Raw genomic sequence first — 18,704 nt, 5'->3', positions numbered from 1 at the left:
GGCGCGGCTTCGACTAGGGCCGTCTCCGGCTATTTGCCCGTTCCAGGCGGCCTAACGGTCGATGACGGTGAAGGCTTCCGAGGCGTATTCGCGGCGGTACACGATGAACGTCACCAGGGCGCAGGCAAGCACAAAGAGGATGGGGCTCACAAACCAGGCGAGCCCGGCGATCGCGAAATAGATGGTCCTGAGACCCGCGTTGAGATGACGCCCCGACAGCCCAACGAGCTGGGCGGTCTTGCGCGCGTGGGCGCGCGCCTCGGCCGTGTTCGCCTCGGATTGCAGCGGCAAGGCTCCGAACATGGTGCCCACATAGTGTGTCAGCCGGAACGCCCAGGCGAAGGCGAAGAAGGCCACGATCATCAGCAACATGAGGAACAGGATCTTGAACTCCCACATGACGATTGGTGCGTCCGCGATGAAGGGTAGTTGCTCGAGGCGGTTCTTCACATTGTCCGCAGCTCCGAGCATCGCGGTCAGTCCGCCGAGCACGAGCACGGACGTGGACGCAAAGAAGGCGTTCCCACTCGACAGCGAGGTGAGGAGTTGGGCGTCCATGATGCGGATGTCGCGCCTCAGGGCCGTTTCCATCCACTGCACACGGCGGTCGTTGACGGCGGCAACGAGCCCGCGGCGCGATTTCAGCGGGCCATAGCGCACGGCCCAGGCATAGCCGAAGTAACACAGGCAAAACCAGGCGAAGGCCAAGATGTCGAGAAGGCTCATTGTTCAGCGCCGATCCGTCGACTGAAGTTCGTCCATCTTGGGATCACGAGGCGGAGGGCCGCAAGCCTTGTTGTCAAGGCATCGGGCCGATCCAGATGGTACCTCGTGGATGCCCGGATCAAGTCCGGGCATGACGATCCAAGGATTCAGATAGGTAAGCTCAGGCGCGATCCGCCAGCTTCAGCGCGAAGGCATACGACAGCGCGACTTCCTTCAGCCGGTCAAAGCGCCCCGAAGCTCCGGCGTGACCCGCCTCCATGTTCGTCTTCAGGAGAATGAGATTGTTCCCCGTGCCGGTCTCGCGCAGCCTGGCGATCCATTTCGCGGGTTCCCAATAGGTCACGCGCGGATCGGTGAGGCCCGCGAGCGCCAGGATGTTGGGATAGCCTTGCGCCCTCACATTGTCGTAGGGCGAGTAGGCCGCGATGGTCTTGTAGTCCTCGGCGCTCTCGATCGGGTTGCCCCATTCGGGCCATTCGGGCGGGGTGAGGGGCAGGCTCGCATCGAGCATCGTCGTCAGCACGTCGACGAAGGGCACTTCGGCGATGATGCCGAGAAACAGATCCGGGGCCATGTTGGCGATAGCCCCCATGAGCATGCCGCCCGCGCTGCCGCCTTGGGCCACTATGCGCCCGCGCGACGTGAATTTCTCCTTCGCGAGATATTCGCCCGCGGCGATGAAATCGGTGAAGGTGTTCGTCTTCTTGGCGCGCTTGCCGTTCTTGTACCAGGCGAAGCCCTTGTCCTTGCCGCCGCGCACATGGGCGATGGCGTAGACGAAGCCGCGGTCGACGAGGCTCAATGCGTTCGTCGAGAAGCTGGCCGGAATGGTGATGCCGTAGGAGCCGTAACCGTAGAGCAGGAGCGGCGCGGTGCCGTCGAGCTTCGTGTCCTTGCGGTAGAGCAGGGTCACGGGCACGGTCTCGCCGTCCTTCGCCGGGGCGAAGACGCGGCGCGTGACGTATTGGCTCGGGTCGTGGCCGCTTGGGATCTCTTGCGTCTTGCGCAAGGTCCGCTCCCGCGTCGCCATGTCGTAGTCGTAGACTTGCGACGGCGTCGTCATCGACGAATAGGTGAAACGCAAGGTCGTGGTGTCGTATTCGTAACCCGCACTCATGCCGAGCGCGTAGGCCTCTTCGTCGAAGGCGATTTCGTGCTCTTCGCCGTCGGCGAAACGGCGGATGACGATGCGGGGCAAACCGTTCTCGCGTTCGAGCCGCACGAGAAAATCCTTGAACGCGATGATGTCGAGAATCAGCCGCCCGGGCCGGTGCGGTTCGATTTCAGTCCAGTTGGCGGGCGAGGGGTCGTCGGCGGGCGCTTCGACGATGCGGAAATCTTCGGCGCTATCCGAGTTGGTGAGGATGATCAGTCGGCCCTCGTGGTGGCACACCGAGTATTCGTGCTCGGCTTGTCTTGGCGCAACGAGACGGGGCTTGGCGTATGGATCGGCGGCATCGATCAGGCTGACTTCGGTCGTCTCGTGATCGTGGGTGCCGAGCAAGAGATACTTGCCGTCCTGGGTCAGGCTGATGTCGAGGAAGAGGCCGGGGTCGGTTTGGTTGTGGATCAAGCGGTGTTCAGCCTTGTCGCCGATCTTGTGCGCGAAGAGTTTGCGCGGCCGGTGCTCCTCATCGAGCCAGACATAAAGCAGCGTTTGGCTGTCCATGGCCCATTCGAGGCCGCCGCAAGCATCCGTGACCGCCTCTTCGACGACCGCGCCGGTCTCGGCATCGATCACCTTGGCCGTGAAATATTCCGAGCCCTTGGTGTCGACCGCGTAGGCGATGCGCTTGTGGTCGGGGCTGTGAGCGACCTGCGAAATGCGGAAATAGGCGTGGCCTTCGGCCAGCGCGTTGCCGTCGATCAGGATCGTCTCCTCGCCCCCGCCACGGGGGCGCCGGCAGAACAGCGGCTGCTGCCCGCCCGTGATGTAGCGCGTGTAGTAGTCGAAGGGACCGTCCGGCGCGGGCACCGATGAATCGTCTTCCTTGATCCGGCCCTTCATTTCGGCGAACAGCGTCTCCTGCAGCGCCTCCGTATCCCCCATCGCAGCCGCCGTGTAGGCGTTTTCCGCCTCCAAATGCGCGCGGATATCCGGGGGGAGAACGGCGGGGTCGCGCATGACGGCCTGCCAATTGTCGGCGCGCAGCCACGCATAGTCGTCTTCGCGATCGATGCCGTGATGGTGCGACTGGGAGGGGCGGCGCGGGGCTACGGGGCCGCGCGGCGGAAGATCGGGCTTGTTCATTGGATAGGTCTAATCGAGACGTAAAAGGGCCATGGTTGAGTATGGTGTGCGTTCTCGCTGAGAAGGCGCACACCACGCTCCGAAGCTAGCCCGACGTGTTGCCGTCCGCGCCGCCGGTGTCAAGGTCGAGAGCGCAACCGTTGATGCAATAGCGCAGGCCGGTGTCCCCGGGTCCGTCCGGAAAAACATGCCCGAGATGGGCCTCGCAATTGGCACAGCGGACCTCGACGCGCCGCATGCCGTAGCTGTTGTCCTCGTGTTTCGTCACCGTATCGGCGGCGGCAACATCGGTGAAGCTCGGCCAGCCCGTGCCGGAATCGAACTTCGTGTCCGAACTGAACAGGGCCGCGCCGCAACCGGCACAGCGATACATACCGGCGCGCTTTTCCTGGTGGTAGGGATGGCTGAAAGCCCGCTCGGTCCCATGCTCATGCATCACATGGAACTGCTCCGGTGTGAGCTGCTCGCGCCAATCGTCCTTCGTGGTGGGGATCGGGGCGCCTGTCTTCTTATGCGTGGTGCTCATGACTTGCCTTCTTATCGGTCGTCCTGGTGTCCGGTACAGAATATAGGGTGGCCCGCGCAGGTCCCTAGGCGGTGTCACACAAGCTTGATCCAGCAACGATTACCCGTGATCTCGCTCTTCCCCGGTAAACAAGAGACTTCCGCCAATGCAAACAAAATCAGCGAGGGCTGAACGTAGAGAAAAACGAGAGCCCGTGGCGCCAGCGGGCTTTTTCCACAGTCTTCGCGAGCTAAAGTTCGTTGCGATTCCACCGGAGGATGCTATACGAAGCAATTAGATGGAACTAAACGTGCTCAAAGGCTGTTAGTTTCATAAGTTCGATAGTTTCAAGCCACAAAAACGGCGCAATTTGATGACTTTCAAGGGCGCTTGATTATGTGGAATGCGAATTGAGTCGCAGAATCGCCGTTTCCAGCGTTCGAATAGGAACGCTCGCGGTTAAAGGAGCCAAATCATGGACGCAGTGGTGGAAAAGGACGAGCTTGTTGAACTGACGGCCGAGATCGTTTCGGCCTATGTCAGCAACAACACTGTTGTGGCCACGGATCTGCCAGCCCTGATCAACAACGTATTCGACGCGCTAAAGAAGGCCTCCAGTACGGGTGCACAGCCGGCCAAGGAAGAGCTTCGGCCTGCGGTCCCTATCAAGAAGTCCGTGACGTCGGAATACATCATCTGCTTGGAAGACGGCAAAAAGTTCAAGTCGCTCAAGCGCCACCTGCGGACCCACTACGATTTGTCGCCGGAAGAGTACCGGGAGAAATGGGGCTTGCCGCACGATTACCCGATGGTTGCGCCGAATTACGCTGCGGCCCGGTCGGATCTCGCGAAGCGGATGGGTCTCGGACAGCGCCGCCGCTAACGCGAGCGCGCTCTGGCAAGCGCCTGGTCACGGCCATCACCTGTCGGCCGCCTGTTCGTCATGTTCACCACCATCCTTAGCGCGGGCATCAGGCGGTGACACCGCCCTGCTCGGCTTGAAGCGCAATATCCGGTGTGCCCTTGCCGCATCGACACAACCTATTGTGATATCAGGCAAAATTTCGCACCTCTCTTGAATGTGACGGCTTGAAACCCCCATAGTCGGGGTGCGGGCCGATTCGATTTTGCGAGGGGGTAAAATGCTGTCCGATTGCGCCTTCAGGGCACAGTTGGTGCTGCCGGAACAGCGTGTGCTTTTCGACTATTGGTGCGGCATCGCTCGCGGGCGTGCGATGCCGGCCCGCGCGGATTTCGATCCCCTCAAGTTTCCGGACCTCCTGCCGCACTTTGCGGTCATCGACCTGCGCGATGGATTCGAACGCAGTCATTTTCGCCTAGCGGGAACGCGATTGCGGGAGATTTACGGACGCGAGATCACGGGGCTGACCCTGACGGAGGTGTTCTCGGGCCGCCGCGCCACGCCGTGGCACACTATTCACTCGCGGATCGCGACTGATGCCGTGTGCGCCCAGGGCATCGCGCACGGGCCTGCCGAGGGGCGGGAGCATGTGGTGCTCTACTGGCTGCGCCTGCCGCTGTCGGACGATGGCATCCGGGTCGATCGCATCCTCTGCCACGACACCGGCGCTTCCGAGACCGATGTCGAGCAAATCTCCGAATTCACGGCGTATTGCGCCGGGCAGCGAGGACCCGAGGTCCTCCGCGCATAGGCCACTGTGCTTTAGCGCAGCACGCTAGCCAACGCCGAGATTTGCGCGGGAAGAGACGCGCATTACGAAGATTCCCGAGTCGCTTCTCTATCCCCGCCCATTGCGTTCGCTCGTAGAGTATATAGGAAGTTATTCCTATAATGAGTTGAGAGGAGCGAGTTCATGAGTGCGTTGGGGAGTGAGCGACATCGGGACATGCGGGAGGGGATCGAACCGCGCAATGGCGTGCGCGGCACGCTACGCCAGATCATCGATCCTGCGGTGGCGCTGGTGTTCGAGGTCGACCCATCGGAGCTCGGCGCGGCCACGCGACGCTCTCCCCGGGCTGCCTTCGCCCGCCAGGTCGCCATGTATCTCACCCATGTTGTCTGTGGGTTGAGCATGACCGAAGTAGGCGCTCTGTTTGCGCGCGACCGGACCACTGTCGCCCATGCCTGCGAGGTAGTCGAAGACCGGCGCGACGACCCCGATCTGGACAGCCGCGTGGAACGGCTGGAATGCGCGGTCGCGGCGGTGATTGGGGCGCTTTCCTGGCGCGGGAGGTGCAAGTGAGCGCGCGGCACGCGCGCCGGTTGGACACAACGCCCGCGACGCCACATCGGCGGCTCCTGCATCGGCTCGCGGGCGGCGCGGTGCTCGTCGAAGACGACAAGGGCGGCTTCCGTCTTTCGGATGCAGGCCGCATCGTCGTCAAATCCGTGGACCGGGATTTGGTGAAGGCGTGCATAGCGGCCGACCTCCTGGAACGTACCAATCGTGGCATGGTTCTGAGCGACGAGGGTCACGCACGGGTTCGCCGAAACGGCGCCGAAGGTTTCGAACCGTTCCGCGCACAGCATCAGCGCCGGTCTCGGGACATGCGCGAGGTCGACGGCACCCGGCAGTCAGTGCTCCTTAACGACGGCGAGAGTCCGCTTGGCTGGCTTCGTAGTCGGAAGGACCGGTCGGGACGGCCGCTCATTGGGCAGGAACAGTTCGAGGCTGGGGAGCGCTTGCGCGCGGATTATTGGTTCGCCCAGATGAACCCGCGCGTGACGGCCAACTGGTCCGTGGCCGAGCCGGCGAGCCGGTCGCGGCGCGAGGCACCGACCGACCCGGCGGCGCTTCGCGATGAGGTCCTGGCGGCAAAGGACCGAGTCATGCGCGCGCTGGCTGCGGTGGGGCCCGAGATCTCGGGCGTTCTCGTCGATATTTGTTGTGAACTGAAAGGGCTCGAGGAGGCCGAGAAGGAGAACGGCTGGCCGCAGCGCGCCGGCAAGGTGGTGCTCCAGATCGCCCTCACACGGCTGGCGAAACACTATGGGCTCATCGCCAATGACGACGATCGCAAACGCAAATTCCGGAAATGGGGGCAACCCGGCTACCGGCCGCGCATCGACGGAATCGCGGACGGGACCGACCAGTCCTGATGTTGGAGTCGTCCCCTAAGCCGCGCCGGTGCGCGCCTTCTCCGCGTCGGTGCGGATGCGCGTCACCATGGCCATCAGCCCGTTGGAGCGCTGCGGGGTGAGGTGCTCGTTGAGGTGGAGTTCGCCCAAGGTCTTGACGGCGTCGATGTCGAGAATCTCGTCCGCGGTTTTGCCGGAGTAGATGGCAAACAGGATCGCGACGAGCCCACGGACGATGTGCGCATCGCTGTCGCCGATGAATGCGAGGCGCGGTACGCCGTTCCGATGGACCGTTGTGGAAAGCCAGACCTGGCTGACGCAGCCCTGGACCTTGGTGTCGGCGTTGCGGAGCTCGTCCGGCAGCGGTTCCAGTTTCTTGCCGAGCTCGATGACGTAGCGGTAGCGGTCCTCCCAATCGTCGAGCAGCTCGAAGTCGGCGAGGATTTCCTCGAAAGAGGGGCGGTCAATGGTCGTTGCGGTGTCCATGGCTTGAATATAGGCCTGCTCGCCGCTCACTGCGAGCGCTTGGGGGCAAGAAGCGGCAAAGGAACGCGCAAGGGACGGTCCCGAGGGGAGGGACCGGCCGCTTGCGCGTCTGGTGGCAGGCGGGGGGCTGCCGGGGAAACTTCCGTGCTTCAGGATGTTCTTGGTGCTCTTTGTCGTGGCAAGCGGCCGGACGGCTAGACGTTCGGGCCGCTCCACTCCGTCTCGAGGTCTTCCGGGCTCAGCGTGTTCTGCGACCCGCTGTTTATCCAGGGTGTCGGCTCGATGGGCACCGCCGACGGTACCGGCATCACAGAGTTATCGACGGGTCCTTGGTGGGCCGACGGCCGATTTGCAGCGGCCTGTTGGCTGTCACGAGGATAACGGGCCGGCGCGAAGGTACCCGTCTGATCATTGACCAGACTCTGAACCATGTGGGCGCCATACTGCGCCTTCTGCACCAGCACATTGATCGCGAACTGGCCCGAATCACAGGTTTCGGGGTTGCGCACGCAGAAACTGCGAATGTCGGCCACAGCCGTCTGCGCCATACCGTAAATCTTCTTTTGTTGCTCGCCGTCCGTTGGAATCAGGAGGATGAGCACTACCAGCCAAAAGGCCGATCTGATCAGGAACATCATTTGTCTGCCCTCTCTGTCGATGGCGGCCCCGTTTTTTTCGCCGCTCTTTGCTCTGCTTTTTTGCAGATGAGGGAACTATACGCGCAAGAAAATAACGTCCCTTCCCGAAACCCCGTAAATTTTTACTCGAACTCTCAACTTCCTCTATCAGTTTTTCCCATGGTGCCGAGTAAACGCAATGTTTAAGTCCGTAAATGCATTTGAAATAAACTTGCCTAAAATTTTAATCAAATCGGCAAGGAGTTTGGCTCGCCAAGCGGAGCGGGACGCCACCGGGGCGGCGGCAAGTCGCGCGGCCTTATGCTTTCTTTAAGTGAGGCTCGGGAATAATGGACCGCTAACTGAGGTTCCTAGGACGAAGCGGTCCCGTGCCGCTCCGAGTTGCGAGTGTTGAGTCAAGAAAGTATCCGCGGCCTGTCAGCCTATTTCCGGTCGCTTGTCCATGAGTCGGCGCGTGGCGACGCACTGACCTTGGCGCGGCACCAGACCTTTATTGCCTCGCGGCTCCTTGGCGGCGCCTTGGCGCTGTGCGTGTTCCCCATCTATTTGGTTGTCGGGGGCAAGCCATCTTTGTTGAGCGCCTTCGCTTTCCTGTGGCTGATGTCGCCGATCGCGATTGCGATCTATCTGTCGCGAACCGGCCGTTTTGCCGTCGCGCATCGGATCTCCGCGATGAACTTTGCCGGCCTCGTCACCTATTGCGCCTGGTTGACCGGCGGGCTTGCCTCGGCGCTGCTGCCGTGGCTCGTCGCCGTGCCGCTCGAGGCGGGCCTGAGTACCGACCGGCGCAGCGTTGCGTGGGCCGTCGGCGCCGCGGGAACGGGACTTGTCGTGCTCGCCCTGCTGGGCGCCGGAGGCATCGACCCGACGCCGTTCACCCTGCCGATCCCGCCCGCAGCCTTTGCCTTTATCGTGGCCTTGAGCGCCATCGCCTATGCGGCCGGTCTGGTGGTGACTCTTCAACTCGTTCACCGGCAATCCGAATACGCCATCGAAGCCAGCGAGGAACGTTATCGTCTGCTCGCCGAGAACGTGAACGACATGATCACGCTGCACGATCACCGCGGACGTGTGATGTTCGCCTCGCAAGCCGCGCGGCAGCTTCTGGGCGCCACGGCGCCCGCAGTGCTTGGCGACGGCCTCTTCGAACATGTCCATGTCGGCGATCGCCCGGCTTATCTCTCGGCGCTTAACCGGTGCCGTGCGAACAACGAACCGATATCGGTGGAATTTCGCCTGCGCCGGGGCGGTTCCAGCGACAATGCCTATTACGCCTGGGTCGAAATGCGCTGCCGGCCGATGCCGCAGACCGACGGCCTCGACCAGTCCGCCGTCGTTGCCGTCACGCGCGACATCTCGCAGCACAAGGAATACGAGGCGAATCTCCTGCGCGCCCGCGGCGAGGCCGAAGGCGCCAGCCGTGCCAAGAGCCAATTCCTCGCCAGCATGAGCCATGAGCTGCGGACGCCGCTCAACGCCATCATCGGTTTCTCCGAGATCCTGGAGCGGGAACTGTTCGGCAAGCTTGGCGAGGAGCGCTATCGCGATTACGCGCGGCTGATCCATGAGAGCGGCGAGCATCTGCTGGGCGTCGTGAACGGCATCCTCGACATGTCGAAGATCGAAGCGGGCAAGTTCTCCATCGTGCGGGAGCCCTTCTGCGTGGGCGACTTGGTGAAGTCGTGCTGCGATGTTCTGCGCCATACGGCCGAGACGAAGGGGCTGACTCTTACGACCCGGGTTGCGGATAGCTTGCCGGAACTTGCGGCGGACAAGCGCGCTTGCAAGCAAATGCTGCTTAATGTGATCTCGAACGCCATCAAGTTCACCGAGAAAGGCGGCTGGGTGAGAGTTGCCGCCTCGGTCGAGGGCGAAAACATGGTGTTCGCCGTGACCGACAACGGCATCGGCATTGCCGAGAAGGACCTACCGCGCCTTGGCGACCCGTTCGTCCAGGCGGCGAGTTCTTATGACCGCAGCTACGAGGGCGCGGGCCTCGGCCTGTCCGTCGTACGGGGGCTCGCGCAGCTTCATGGAGGATCGCTGGGCCTCGAAAGCACGCTGGGCAAGGGCACGACCGTGCGTATCGTTCTGCCGCTTGAAGTTGAGGCAGAATCCCCGGCGAAGGAAGAGCACGCGGCTTCGGTAGTAGCTGCCTAGGCGCGGACAGGCGTTTAGCAACTCTTTAGCTTCCGCCGCCAAGATGCGTTAGGGGGAGGGGCATGGCGTCCCTCTCGATTCGGGTGGGCGAGACCTCAACAACCGATTTGTGGGACTAATGGGCGTAGTCACAGCGCGGCTTTTGTTTTTGGCCTTTTTGGGCATGACCGCGACGATCATTTACAACGCTCTCTACCTGCAGGAGCACGCGCCGCACGGCATGGCGGATGCAATGTCCGCGGGCAACGGCACCACTCGTGTGATCGGTGTCGAGCCGCCGCGCGCAGGCGCGCGTAACGGCAGCACGGCCAGCACCTATGAAAAGGCGCCGGAGTCCGGTGGGGCCGTGGCGCCGGCCGTGACGGATCTGCCTGCGCAAGCCCCTGGAAATGGGGAATCGCTGCTGGTTGTCCGGGCTATCCAGCGGGAGCTTTCGTTGCGCGGCTACGACGTGGGAACCGTCGACGGCCAATTGTCGGACAAGACGCGCAAAGCCATCTCCGCGTTTCAAATGCGCGAAGGGCTCGCCATCACCGGACTTCCGAGCGACGACGTGCTGCGCCAGATTCTGCTCGGCGATACAATCGCCAACTCGGACGCGACCGGCTCGGTTCCGCCGGCCGACAGCATTGCCGCGCAGGCGGCCGGCGACGGTACGGTCCTGCGCGTGCAGCAGGTGCTCGCAGAACTCGGTTACGCCCCCGGGGTCATTGACGGTCAATGGGGCGAGAACACAGCCGACGCCGTCCGCGCGTTTCAGCAAGACCGCAACATGGCTGTCACCGGCACGATCACGCCGGAACTTCTTGCCGAGCTGCAGCGCGTGACAGGACGCGACCTCACCAGGACCGCGGCTAGCAACCGCTAGGCCGATTACCGTATCCTCGACCCGATGAAGAAGGCCGTCTCATGCGTCTGAAGAGCGGGATCTGGGTCAGCGCCTACTTGCGCCGATGCGCCGTCGAGAATGTTCCCGCGGTCGTAGTCAAGCGCGGCCACGAGGACGCGGGCGCGATCTTCATCGAAGTCGACAGGCTGGATGGCACGCTCAATCTTTACGCGCCCGCACCAGCCGGACTGTCCGCGACCGAGGCCGAACGCTTCTGGGTGGCTTGCTTCGGCGGTGAAGCCGCAAACGCACAGGCCGTGGCCGAATATCTCGCGCGGCAGGAGGAGTTCGACCCCGACCTCTGGGTGATCGCGGTCGAGGACAAAGAGGGGCGGCACTTTCTCGGCGATGCGTTGATCGCAGCCTAAGCTGCGCGGATCCGTTAGGGGTTCGTTAACCTTAACGGGGTCCTAATTCGGGAAAGACGCGTTGTGTGGGTGATCTGTTTGCGCATCGCGTGAGGCAATCCGTGGAGACCTGAGATGGCGACCATATTGGAATTCCGCATGACGGAGCACGACGGCGCCCGAAAGGAAGCGCCGTCTGAGGGGGCGCTCGGTGAGATCATCATCTTTCCGGGCGTGCGTATCGAGCGCCATGGCCCTCAGGAACGGACATCGTCTAGCGCCGATGTAGAGCACAGGGCGGAGGCCCTGACGAAGTCACAAGCCTGAAGGCGCCGGTGCGGGTAGGGGCGTTGCCGCTGCGGGGGGCGCCACCGTGGCCCGCTGCTGTCCGCAATAGGCGGCTTCAAGGGCGCGCTGGGCTTCGAAGCTGCGGCTCGGACCGGCCAGGGGAGCCCGGATCAAGGCTATGCCCTTGTTCGCGGGCGAATTGACCACCAGCAGGTTCTCGAGGGCTTCGGGAGAATCGCCCGTCGCATCCGCCACGGACTGATCGCCGGTCGTGACGACAAGGTCCACATTGCCGCGCTTCATGTCCGCGCCGACCACCGTGTAAAAATTCTCGCCGATCGGGGTGTAGAACGCGATGAGCCAGAGTTCATCGGGAATATTCGCACGCAGATGCACCGGGCCTTCGGAGAGATCGAACAGGCACATGGCGTAGCGCACGTCCGGCGCCATGTTCGGCATGACCTGTTGTCCGGGCTTCAGGGGCGGAAGCTGAATGATCGTGTTGGTGGGACCGAGGGCAGCAAGCCGGGCGTGGGCATCGCGCGGCGCGAGCACCGGCAAGGTCAGCACGGCGACCACGTGAATGAGCCCGGCGAGCACGACGGCCAGGGCAATGTATAGTCCCGGCAATCTTACTCGCATCGCACACGCTCGATTGTTGGAAGGCTCTCGTCGGGGATCTGGCCGATGCCGGCGGCATCAGTTTCGCGGGGGCCGTAGACGCGCAGCAAGAGTCTGAGGTCCCTGTATGGATCGGTTCCGCTCGGCAGCCAGTTGCCGGGCCGCGCGCTCTTCGAAAGATGGATTTCGTAGCTCCCGTCCGACCGGCGGATCGCTTCCTCACTGTTGAAGCTGTAACGGTTGGAGGGATTAGGAATGATGGACCCTTGCGAGTCGTACAGAGCAAGAGACCACCAGCGAGCGTTCAAGGGACCGCCCGCGATGAGGTACTCGCATTGGGGACTCAAGTGGCTGCCAGCGGAGTCTGTGGTGGCCATGAAATACCGGGCCGCCGTCGACGTCAGCGGCAAGCGGCCGCTCCTGGCAAGATGGGCCCGCGTATAAGGATCCGCGTTGGGATTTCCCTCGCTGAGCCAACTCGTCCACGGTCCGACGCGGGTGGTGGTGAGCATGGAGCCACGCTCGATCATGTACCACGCCGATCCAATCCCCAGGAGCAGCGCGACGGCAAAAGCGCCAATGAAGTAGCCGAGCGCACGCATGGACGTGCCGCCTTCGTCACGCCAAAGGCTGTTATGGGTCTGCGCGCCGGAGAGCGGCATGTCGGGAAGTGCTGTCACGCGAGCATCGTCTTTCGATCTAGGCGCAACGCGGGCGACTTACTGACGGTCGGTGCTGGCTGTGCGCGCCGCCCGCTCCGCATTACGATTCGAGACCGCTTGCGGGATGACTGTACCCTCGGCCGACGCCACATTCGATTTGGGCTTGTTGCCGGCCGGCGGGGTCGCCCGGCTCTGGCGATCGGCGCTGTTCGGCGTTACGGCGGGCGCTTTCTGCAACAGCGTCGCGATATTGCCGAGAACCTGGCGGGTCGCCTTGGACATGTCTTTGGATGTGTCGACGGGCGGCGGCACCGGCAAGTCGGCGGAGGTGTTCTGCGACATGACCGCTGCGAGCCGCTGCCGTTCGGCAATCTGCCGCGGATGCGGCGTGACGCCCGGCGCGGTTGGAATGTTGTCGCCGTCATAGGCGGCGTCCATGAAGGTTTTCCAGGTCTGTGCCGGGAAGCTGCCGCCCGTCACGCGGCCCATGGGCGAGAAGTTGTCGTTGCCGTACCAAACGCCGGTGACGTATTTGCCGGTGAAACCCATGAACCACGCATCGCGATAGTTGGAGCTCGTCCCTGTCTTGCCGGCGGCATTGGTGTAGTCGAGCTGCGCGCGGCGCCCGGTTCCCGCGTCGACGACGGTTTGCAGCATGTTGTTGAGCGTTTCGACTGCCTCACGCTTGAAGATCTGCTTCGGCTTCGGCTCGTCACGGTCATGGTTGTAAAGCAGCTGACCGGCGATCGTGCTGATTTCCTCGATTCCGTAGGGGCGGATGGACAGGCCGCCGGATGCGAAGACGCCCCAGGCGCCCACATGCTCGAGCGGCGTCATGCCGTTATCGCCGAGCGCCATCGAGCAGGTCTTCTTCAAATGCTTGACGCCCATCTTTTCCAGGTCGTCCAGCACTGTCTGGCGGTCCACTTCCAGCGAGAGCTTCACGGCGACCGTGTTGATCGACTTCGCAAGCGCCGTTCGCAAGGTCATGGCGCCGCGGTAACCGCCCGAATAGTTCTTCGGGGACCAGCGGCCGCAGCTCACATAACCGTCCACCACCCGCCTGTCGGGCGTGTAGCCGAGATGCTCGATCGCGCTCAAATACACATAGGGTTTGAACGACGAGCCCGGCTGCCGATAGGCATGGGCCGCGCGGTTGAATTGGCTGACGCCATAGTCCTTGCCGCCGACCATGGCGCGCACGGCACCGTTAGTCTCTATTGAGACGAGGGCGCCGGCGTTGAAGTTCCGGGAGCGGCCGAATTGCGAGATCGTATCTTCGACAGCTGTCTCGGCCGTTTTCTGCAGCCCCAGGTCGACCGTCGTACGGGCCACGACGATACGGTTGGGCCGTCCGGCCATAATGCGCTGGACCTCTTCGAAGGCCCAGTCGAGGAAGTAGTCCGGCGTGTTCGAGTCGCCGCGCTCGACGATGCGCGCCGGGTTGAGCCGGGCGCCGTAGACCTGGCCCTCGCTGAGATAGCCGGCTTCGACCATGTTGCTCAGCACTTCGTTGGCGCGCGCGCGCGAAGCGGCGAGATTGACGTGAGGTGCATAGCGGGTGGGCGCCTTGAACATGCCCGCCAGCATGGCCGACTCCGCCAACGTGACGTCGCGGATCGACTTGTTGAAGTAGTACTGCGCCGCAGCCTCGACGCCATAGGAGCCGCCGCCGAGATAAGCCCGGTCGAAGTAGAGCTTGAGAAGTTCCGGTTTGGTGTAGTGGTTTTCGAGATAGATGGCGATGAACGCCTCTTTGATCTTTCTCGTGATGGCGCGCTCGGGCGACAGGAACATGTTTTTGGCGAGCTGCTGCGTCAGCGAGCTACCGCCTTGGACGACCGTGTCCGCGCGGGCGTTCTGCACCAGCGCGCGCGTCGTACCCATGATGTCGATGCCGAAATGATCGAAGAAGCGCCGATCCTCGGTGGCGAGGGTCGCCTTGATCATGTGATCGGGGATTTCCTCGAGCGGCACGGAGTCGTCACGCAGGAGACCGCGCTTGCCGATCTCGTTGCCGTAGCGGTCGAGGAAGGTGACGCTGAACTCGTCCGACAGGTTGATCTTGCCCTGGGCGATCTCGAACGAGGGCAGCGCGAAGGCGAGAACCACGAGCAGGCCGCCCACGCTCAGCGTGAGGCCATCGCAGACCAGCTCGTTGCAAACCCGCCAGAATCCTTTGATCTCGAAGCGGCCGAAGAAGGACGAGTAAGCGCCCCACCAATCGCGGAAGCCGGTCAGCGCGGAATAAAGGCCCGAATCGATCCACGAATCGATCTTTAGCCAATCGATCAGCTTGCCGCGATTATTGCCCTGAATATCCCGCAACGACTTTGGACCTCTTGAGAGAGTGCGATCCGCCCACACAAAAGCCGGCCGTCCCAAGGGAGACGACCCGAATTCTTAAGTATACACCGAATACGGCCATTTATAGAGGTTTGGCGGGATGTACGGCAGAAAATCCCGCGCGGCTTGCGCGAGGCCCGGCGTCAGGCCCTCAAGGCGTGTCCGGGTCTATTCGAGCTCCGCGAAGCCCTTTGCCTCCATGCAATCCACGTAGTCGGATTCGGAGACCTTGCCCTTGAACAGAAGAATGCGGGTGACCGAGGATATCCCCTTGCGCTGCGCCTGTTCGAGGCAGACGGCCTTGGCGGCCTCGAAGGCCGCCTTCTTGTCCGCGTCCTCGACCGCGGCGGTCGGCAGGAAGGACACGTCCGGGGCCGGGCCCTTGCGGCTGCAGGCGCCGAGCGCCAGCGCCACGACGGCAGTGACCAACAATGCCCCGCATAGCCTCGTCACGATCCTACGTTCCCTCTTCGGCGTTCCGCACGGCACACGCCGCACGCCTAACGCAACTACAAATTCGTTTGCCAAGGTGCCCGAACGACCCCGTGGGCGGCAAGTCTCTCAAGGCCCGCAACCTTAATGCCGGCACGGCTGGAAAGCCGCCCTTTGGCTTGAGCCCATAGCAATCTGGTGTGAGGCGAGTCCCCCCGAACGGCCCCTATCCGCCAACAGTCGCGGCAAAGAAAGGCGTTATCAAGAACATATGCGCGTCCGAATGCCTCAGGTTCGGGCAGTTGCCCGCTTCGCCCATCACAGGTGCGTGAGGTGCGCGATGGGTCCCGCGATCTTGAATCTCCCCGAAAGGACGGAAAGAATGGCGACGCCGACTGCGGGTCTCTTCAATCCGACGCAAGCCTCTTTCATTCGAGGGACAACGAACCATCTAAAACGAGCCAGTCCTGCGCAGAAGAGACATCCAACAGAACAATGGGTTACCGGGAGGGAGTGTGCCGGCCATGCAGAGCTTTGCCGTGAAGACGATTGGGGCGATCGCCGCGATAGGGCTGCTGACGCTGGGCAGCCTCGCGTTCGCTCAAGACGATGCGTTCGATCTGTCCGTGCCGAAACCGGACGCCGGAGCCGACGCCGATATGGCCGCGGATCTGGAATGCGGCACCGAGATGATCACCGGCAGCGGTCCGGGCTTCACGGCCGATCGCGACGAGGCCGAGACCGTGGCGATCGAGAATTGGATGGAAAAGGCCGCTAAGGTCTTTCCCGACACGGAACTGGATTTCGATCTCGCCAAGGACTCCAATCTCAGCTGCGCCGTGCAGGGGCTGTACTCGAAGTGCTTCGCCGACGGCATTCCCTGCAAGTCCAAGCCGGAGTAGGGCACCCGACCTGCACGGAGTAGGACGGTCGAGCCTCAAAGACGAAAATTTAGGAAAAAAGTCCTTGACAGCGTGACGCTCATGGGCTAGATTTTCCCTACAACGCGACAGTTGGGCGAGGGGCACGGCCCCTTGAGGGGGCGTACCCTCCTAGTTCCTGCGTCGCTGATCGCGTTAAGAACGCCGCTTCCAGAAATGGGGCGGCGTTGTTGGTTTCAGGGGGAGTTTTCTCAATGCGCTACCGGCCTAGCGGCCTGCTTGAGCGCGGGTTCCCGGCATGACGCAGTCGGAGACTGTTGGTCTCCAAATCCAGACAACAACAAGGTACCCATGACGCAACCCGACACGGACGGGCGCGGCGAGACCGCGCGCGCTGAACGGGGAGAGGCGCGCGCGCCCTCGGTCCGCGATGACCGCGTGAACGCTACGATCGACTGGGAGGCGGTACACTACGACTATCTCCATAGCGGGATGTCGGAGGCGCGCATCGCCTGGAAGCACGGTACCTCCGAGGAGACGATACGGCGGCGCAAGCATGCCGGCGGCTGGGAGCGGGTGGCCCCGCTCGTGCGTCTGCCGACACGGCGGCCGCCGCCACCCAGCGAGGGCCGGCCGCCCACACCCACCGAGAGGCGGCGCAGGCGGATCGTAAAACGCCTCTACAACTTGCTGGATGCCAAGATGAGCGAGATCGAGACGCGCATGGCCGAGAATGAGGGCCGACCGCAAAGCGCCGCCGAAGCCGAGCGCGATGCCCGCAACCTCAATTCCCTGGCGCGGCTCTACGCCAAGCTCGTCGAGATGGACGAGGCCAAAGCAGCCCACGACAAGGCCGCGCGCGGCGGCAAAGACCGGAAGAAGACACAGGACGGTGCCGATGCGGACAGACTCCGCCGCGACCTTGCGGGCCGCCTTGCGCGCCTCCAGCCCGGAGACGATTGAGCGATTCGTTTCAAGGCTTTCGCCGGATGAGCTCACGGCGCTGCACTACGATTTCGAGGTCTGGGCGCGGGACGACCAACTCCCGCCCCTATCGTCTACCGACGGAGCAACCGGCGAGGCGCCGGCCTGGACCACCTGGCTGATGCTGGGCGGGCGCGGGGCCGGCAAGACCCGCGCGGGTGCCGAATGGGTGCGCGCTGAGGCCCGTCACTCATCCGATGCGCGCATCGCGCTGGTCGGCGAAACGCTGTCGGACGTGCGTGCCGTGATGGTCGAAGGCGTGTCCGGTTTGCTGGCGGTGCACCCGCCGGGAGCGCGGCCTTTGTTCGAGCCGTCGAAGCGGCAATTGCGCTGGGAGAGTGGCGCCGTGGCGCAACTGTTCTCGGCGGAGGATCCGGAAAGTTTGCGCGGGCCGCAATTCACCGCCGCCTGGTGCGACGAACTCGCCAAGTGGCGGCGGCCGCAGGAGACCTGGGACATGCTGCAGTTCGGTTTGCGGCTCGGAGAAGCGCCCCGGCAGGTGGTGACCACCACGCCGCGGCCGATCCCGCTGATCAAGGCGCTGCTCGTGGATGCGCGCACCGTCGTCACGCGTGTTGCAACCGCCGCCAACGCGGCGAACCTGGCGCCATCGTTTTTGGAGGCGGTGGTCGGGCGCTATCGCGGCACGCGGCTCGGGCGGCAAGAGCTCGAGGCGGAACTGCTGGAAGACCGGCCGGACGCGCTGTGGCCGCGCGAGATCATCGAGCGGCACCGAGTCGACGCGCCGCCGCCGCTGGTCCGCGTCGTCGTCGCGGTGGATCCGCCGGCAAGTTCCGGCCCCCGCGCCGATGCCTGCGGGATTGTCGTCGCCGGTCTCGGAGACGACGGGCGCGCCTATGTGCTGGCGGATGCGACCGTGCAGGGCGTGCGGCCTCTCGATTGGGCGCGCGCCGCCATCGCCGCGTGCCGCCGCTTCGAGGCGGACCGCATCGTCGCCGAGGTGAACCAAGGCGGCGAGCTGGTCGAGACCGTGTTGCGGCAGGTGGACGGGTCCGTGCCGGTGCGGAGCGTGCGCGCCATGCGGGGCAAGGTGCTGCGGGCCGAGCCCGTGGCGGCCCTTTACGAACGCGCATGCGTGTCTCACGTGGGCGCGCTACCGGCACTCGAAGACGAGATGTGCGACTTCGGCCTCGATGGCCTCTCCGGCGGGGGCAGCCCCGACCGCGTAGATGCGTTGGTCTGGGCCCTGACGGATCTGTGTTTGCGCGGTGGTGCGGAGCCGAGAGTGCGGTTTGTTTGAATGCGCTCCTTTGTCATGCCCCGACTTGATCGGGGCATCCAGTAACCACCGGTCCTCGCGATCATGACGTCCGGCCTGTACTGGATCGCCCGGTCGAGCCGGGCGATGACAAGAGTGGCGTGGCGGGTGTGAACTCGTTATGGCGCTACCGCGCTCCGCGCTACTT

Annotated in this window: 20 protein-coding genes; 11 read left to right on the top strand and 9 right to left on the bottom strand. The window is 63.4% G+C overall.

The features are described from left to right. Window positions 1-51: 51 nt before the first annotated feature. From GL4_RS12590 to msrB, 3 genes are all read right to left on the bottom strand, one after another. Window positions 52-726 (bottom strand): DUF599 domain-containing protein, encoded by a 675-nt coding sequence (locus GL4_RS12590; protein WP_045368060.1) that lies wholly within the window; start codon window positions 724-726, stop codon window positions 52-54. A 160-nt stretch (window positions 727-886) separates the two neighbouring features. Continuing rightward, window positions 887-2,977: a S9 family peptidase gene (locus tag GL4_RS12585; protein ID WP_045368058.1), complete on the bottom strand. Its 2,091-nt coding sequence runs from the start codon at window positions 2,975-2,977 to the stop codon at window positions 887-889. Between the two features lie 85 nt (window positions 2,978-3,062). Then, complete coding sequence (gene msrB, locus GL4_RS12580) at window positions 3,063-3,503, bottom strand: peptide-methionine (R)-S-oxide reductase MsrB (protein WP_045368056.1); 441 nt, start codon at window positions 3,501-3,503, stop codon at window positions 3,063-3,065. 454 nt (window positions 3,504-3,957) lie between these two features. Here msrB and GL4_RS12575 point away from each other — a divergent pair, with 454 nt between their 5' ends. The 4 genes from GL4_RS12575 (at window position 3,958) to GL4_RS16855 (ending at window position 6,564) form a co-directional block, all read left to right on the top strand. Further along, window positions 3,958-4,365, top strand: a complete 408-nt coding sequence (locus GL4_RS12575) for a Ros/MucR family transcriptional regulator (protein WP_045368054.1) — start codon at window positions 3,958-3,960, stop codon at window positions 4,363-4,365. A gap of 259 nt (window positions 4,366-4,624) precedes the next feature. Further along, window positions 4,625-5,155 carry a PAS domain-containing protein gene (locus GL4_RS12570; protein ID WP_052464477.1) on the top strand — a complete coding sequence of 177 codons (531 nt, stop codon included), beginning with the start codon at window positions 4,625-4,627 and terminating at the stop codon, window positions 5,153-5,155. Between the two features lie 162 nt (window positions 5,156-5,317). After that, complete coding sequence (locus tag GL4_RS12565) at window positions 5,318-5,707, top strand: helix-turn-helix domain-containing protein (RefSeq protein WP_244462614.1); 390 nt, start codon at window positions 5,318-5,320, stop codon at window positions 5,705-5,707. Beyond that, a complete protein-coding gene (locus tag GL4_RS16855) occupies window positions 5,704-6,564 on the top strand; it encodes a DUF6456 domain-containing protein (protein ID WP_052464475.1) in 861 nt (286 codons plus the stop codon). Before GL4_RS12565 ends, GL4_RS16855 begins: the two co-directional genes overlap by 4 nt. A gap of 15 nt (window positions 6,565-6,579) precedes the next feature. Here the strand turns inward: GL4_RS16855 and GL4_RS12555 are convergent, their stop codons facing one another. Together GL4_RS12555 and GL4_RS12550 are read right to left on the bottom strand one after the other, a co-directional pair. Continuing rightward, the gene (locus GL4_RS12555; protein WP_045370091.1) at window positions 6,580-7,029 is read right to left on the bottom strand and encodes a SufE family protein; all 450 of its coding nucleotides are present in this window, start codon (window positions 7,027-7,029) and stop codon (window positions 6,580-6,582) included. Between the two features lie 194 nt (window positions 7,030-7,223). Beyond that, complete coding sequence (locus GL4_RS12550) at window positions 7,224-7,667, bottom strand: DUF5330 domain-containing protein (protein WP_045368050.1); 444 nt, start codon at window positions 7,665-7,667, stop codon at window positions 7,224-7,226. Window positions 7,668-8,054: 387 nt separating this feature from the next. Here GL4_RS12550 and GL4_RS12545 point away from each other — a divergent pair, with 387 nt between their 5' ends. From GL4_RS12545 to GL4_RS12530, 4 genes are all read left to right on the top strand, one after another. After that, entirely contained in the window at window positions 8,055-9,827 is a 1,773-nt protein-coding gene (locus tag GL4_RS12545; RefSeq protein ID WP_082025652.1) for a PAS domain-containing sensor histidine kinase, read from the top strand. Window positions 9,828-9,990: 163 nt separating this feature from the next. Further along, the gene (locus GL4_RS16850; RefSeq protein ID WP_172653354.1) at window positions 9,991-10,695 is read left to right on the top strand and encodes a peptidoglycan-binding domain-containing protein; all 705 of its coding nucleotides are present in this window, start codon (window positions 9,991-9,993) and stop codon (window positions 10,693-10,695) included. A gap of 41 nt (window positions 10,696-10,736) precedes the next feature. Then, window positions 10,737-11,084, top strand: a complete 348-nt coding sequence (locus tag GL4_RS12535) for a DUF1491 family protein (RefSeq protein WP_045368048.1) — start codon at window positions 10,737-10,739, stop codon at window positions 11,082-11,084. Window positions 11,085-11,198: 114 nt separating this feature from the next. Next, window positions 11,199-11,390, top strand: coding sequence for a hypothetical protein (locus tag GL4_RS12530; protein WP_045368046.1), 192 nt, complete (start codon window positions 11,199-11,201; stop codon window positions 11,388-11,390). Here GL4_RS12530 and GL4_RS12525 read toward each other — a convergent pair. The 4 genes from GL4_RS12525 to GL4_RS12510 all read right to left on the bottom strand — a co-directional run bounded on the left by GL4_RS12525 (window position 11,379) and on the right by GL4_RS12510 (window position 15,433). After that, window positions 11,379-11,981 carry a DUF1254 domain-containing protein gene (locus tag GL4_RS12525; protein ID WP_045368044.1) on the bottom strand — a complete coding sequence of 201 codons (603 nt, stop codon included), beginning with the start codon at window positions 11,979-11,981 and terminating at the stop codon, window positions 11,379-11,381. The two genes, GL4_RS12530 and GL4_RS12525, sit on opposite strands and share 12 nt — an antisense overlap. A 2-nt stretch (window positions 11,982-11,983) precedes the next feature. Further along, the gene (locus tag GL4_RS12520; RefSeq protein WP_156137587.1) at window positions 11,984-12,652 is read right to left on the bottom strand and encodes a DUF1214 domain-containing protein; all 669 of its coding nucleotides are present in this window, start codon (window positions 12,650-12,652) and stop codon (window positions 11,984-11,986) included. Window positions 12,653-12,691: 39 nt separating this feature from the next. Further along, the gene (locus GL4_RS12515) at window positions 12,692-14,962 is read right to left on the bottom strand and encodes a transglycosylase domain-containing protein (protein WP_082025650.1); all 2,271 of its coding nucleotides are present in this window, start codon (window positions 14,960-14,962) and stop codon (window positions 12,692-12,694) included. 186 nt (window positions 14,963-15,148) lie between these two features. Continuing rightward, window positions 15,149-15,433 carry a hypothetical protein gene (locus GL4_RS12510; protein WP_156137585.1) on the bottom strand — a complete coding sequence of 95 codons (285 nt, stop codon included), beginning with the start codon at window positions 15,431-15,433 and terminating at the stop codon, window positions 15,149-15,151. 503 nt (window positions 15,434-15,936) lie between these two features. On the opposite strand from GL4_RS12510, the gene GL4_RS12505 reads away from it, so the two are divergent. From GL4_RS12505 to GL4_RS12495, 3 genes are all read left to right on the top strand, one after another. Then, a complete protein-coding gene (locus GL4_RS12505; protein ID WP_045368040.1) occupies window positions 15,937-16,314 on the top strand; it encodes a hypothetical protein in 378 nt (125 codons plus the stop codon). 330 nt (window positions 16,315-16,644) lie between these two features. Then, entirely contained in the window at window positions 16,645-17,256 is a 612-nt protein-coding gene (locus GL4_RS12500) for a hypothetical protein (protein ID WP_045368039.1), read from the top strand. Further along, window positions 17,192-18,538 (top strand): DNA-packaging protein, encoded by a 1,347-nt coding sequence (locus GL4_RS12495; RefSeq protein WP_082025649.1) that lies wholly within the window; start codon window positions 17,192-17,194, stop codon window positions 18,536-18,538. The genes GL4_RS12500 and GL4_RS12495 overlap by 65 nt, the downstream gene beginning before the upstream one ends. Window positions 18,539-18,704 lie beyond the last annotated feature (166 nt).

It is taken from the genome of Methyloceanibacter caenitepidi, assembly GCF_000828475.1.
Taxonomy (GTDB): Bacteria; Pseudomonadota; Alphaproteobacteria; order Rhizobiales; family Methyloligellaceae; genus Methyloceanibacter; species Methyloceanibacter caenitepidi.
The sequence above is the reverse complement of the archived record's forward strand: the minus strand, read 5'-3'. Positions and strand labels throughout refer to the sequence as shown.

Coding starts and splice junctions, on each gene's coding strand:
- GL4_RS12590 (WP_045368060.1), bottom strand. CDS start 726: ATGAGCCTTCTCGACATCTTGGCCTTCGCCTGGTTTTGCCTGTGTTAC.
- GL4_RS12585 (WP_045368058.1), bottom strand. CDS start 2,977: ATGAACAAGCCCGATCTTCCGCCGCGCGGCCCCGTAGCCCCGCGCCGC.
- msrB (WP_045368056.1), bottom strand. CDS start 3,503: ATGAGCACCACGCATAAGAAGACAGGCGCCCCGATCCCCACCACGAAG.
- GL4_RS12575 (WP_045368054.1), top strand. CDS start 3,958: ATGGACGCAGTGGTGGAAAAGGACGAGCTTGTTGAACTGACGGCCGAG.
- GL4_RS12570 (WP_052464477.1), top strand. CDS start 4,625: ATGCTGTCCGATTGCGCCTTCAGGGCACAGTTGGTGCTGCCGGAACAG.
- GL4_RS12565 (WP_244462614.1), top strand. CDS start 5,318: ATGAGTGCGTTGGGGAGTGAGCGACATCGGGACATGCGGGAGGGGATC.
- GL4_RS12555 (WP_045370091.1), bottom strand. CDS start 7,029: ATGGACACCGCAACGACCATTGACCGCCCCTCTTTCGAGGAAATCCTC.
- GL4_RS12550 (WP_045368050.1), bottom strand. CDS start 7,667: ATGATGTTCCTGATCAGATCGGCCTTTTGGCTGGTAGTGCTCATCCTC.
- GL4_RS16850 (WP_172653354.1), top strand. CDS start 9,991: ATGACCGCGACGATCATTTACAACGCTCTCTACCTGCAGGAGCACGCG.
- GL4_RS12535 (WP_045368048.1), top strand. CDS start 10,737: ATGCGTCTGAAGAGCGGGATCTGGGTCAGCGCCTACTTGCGCCGATGC.
- GL4_RS12530 (WP_045368046.1), top strand. CDS start 11,199: ATGGCGACCATATTGGAATTCCGCATGACGGAGCACGACGGCGCCCGA.
- GL4_RS12505 (WP_045368040.1), top strand. CDS start 15,937: ATGCAGAGCTTTGCCGTGAAGACGATTGGGGCGATCGCCGCGATAGGG.
- GL4_RS12500 (WP_045368039.1), top strand. CDS start 16,645: ATGACGCAACCCGACACGGACGGGCGCGGCGAGACCGCGCGCGCTGAA.
- GL4_RS12495 (WP_082025649.1), top strand. CDS start 17,192: ATGCGGACAGACTCCGCCGCGACCTTGCGGGCCGCCTTGCGCGCCTCC.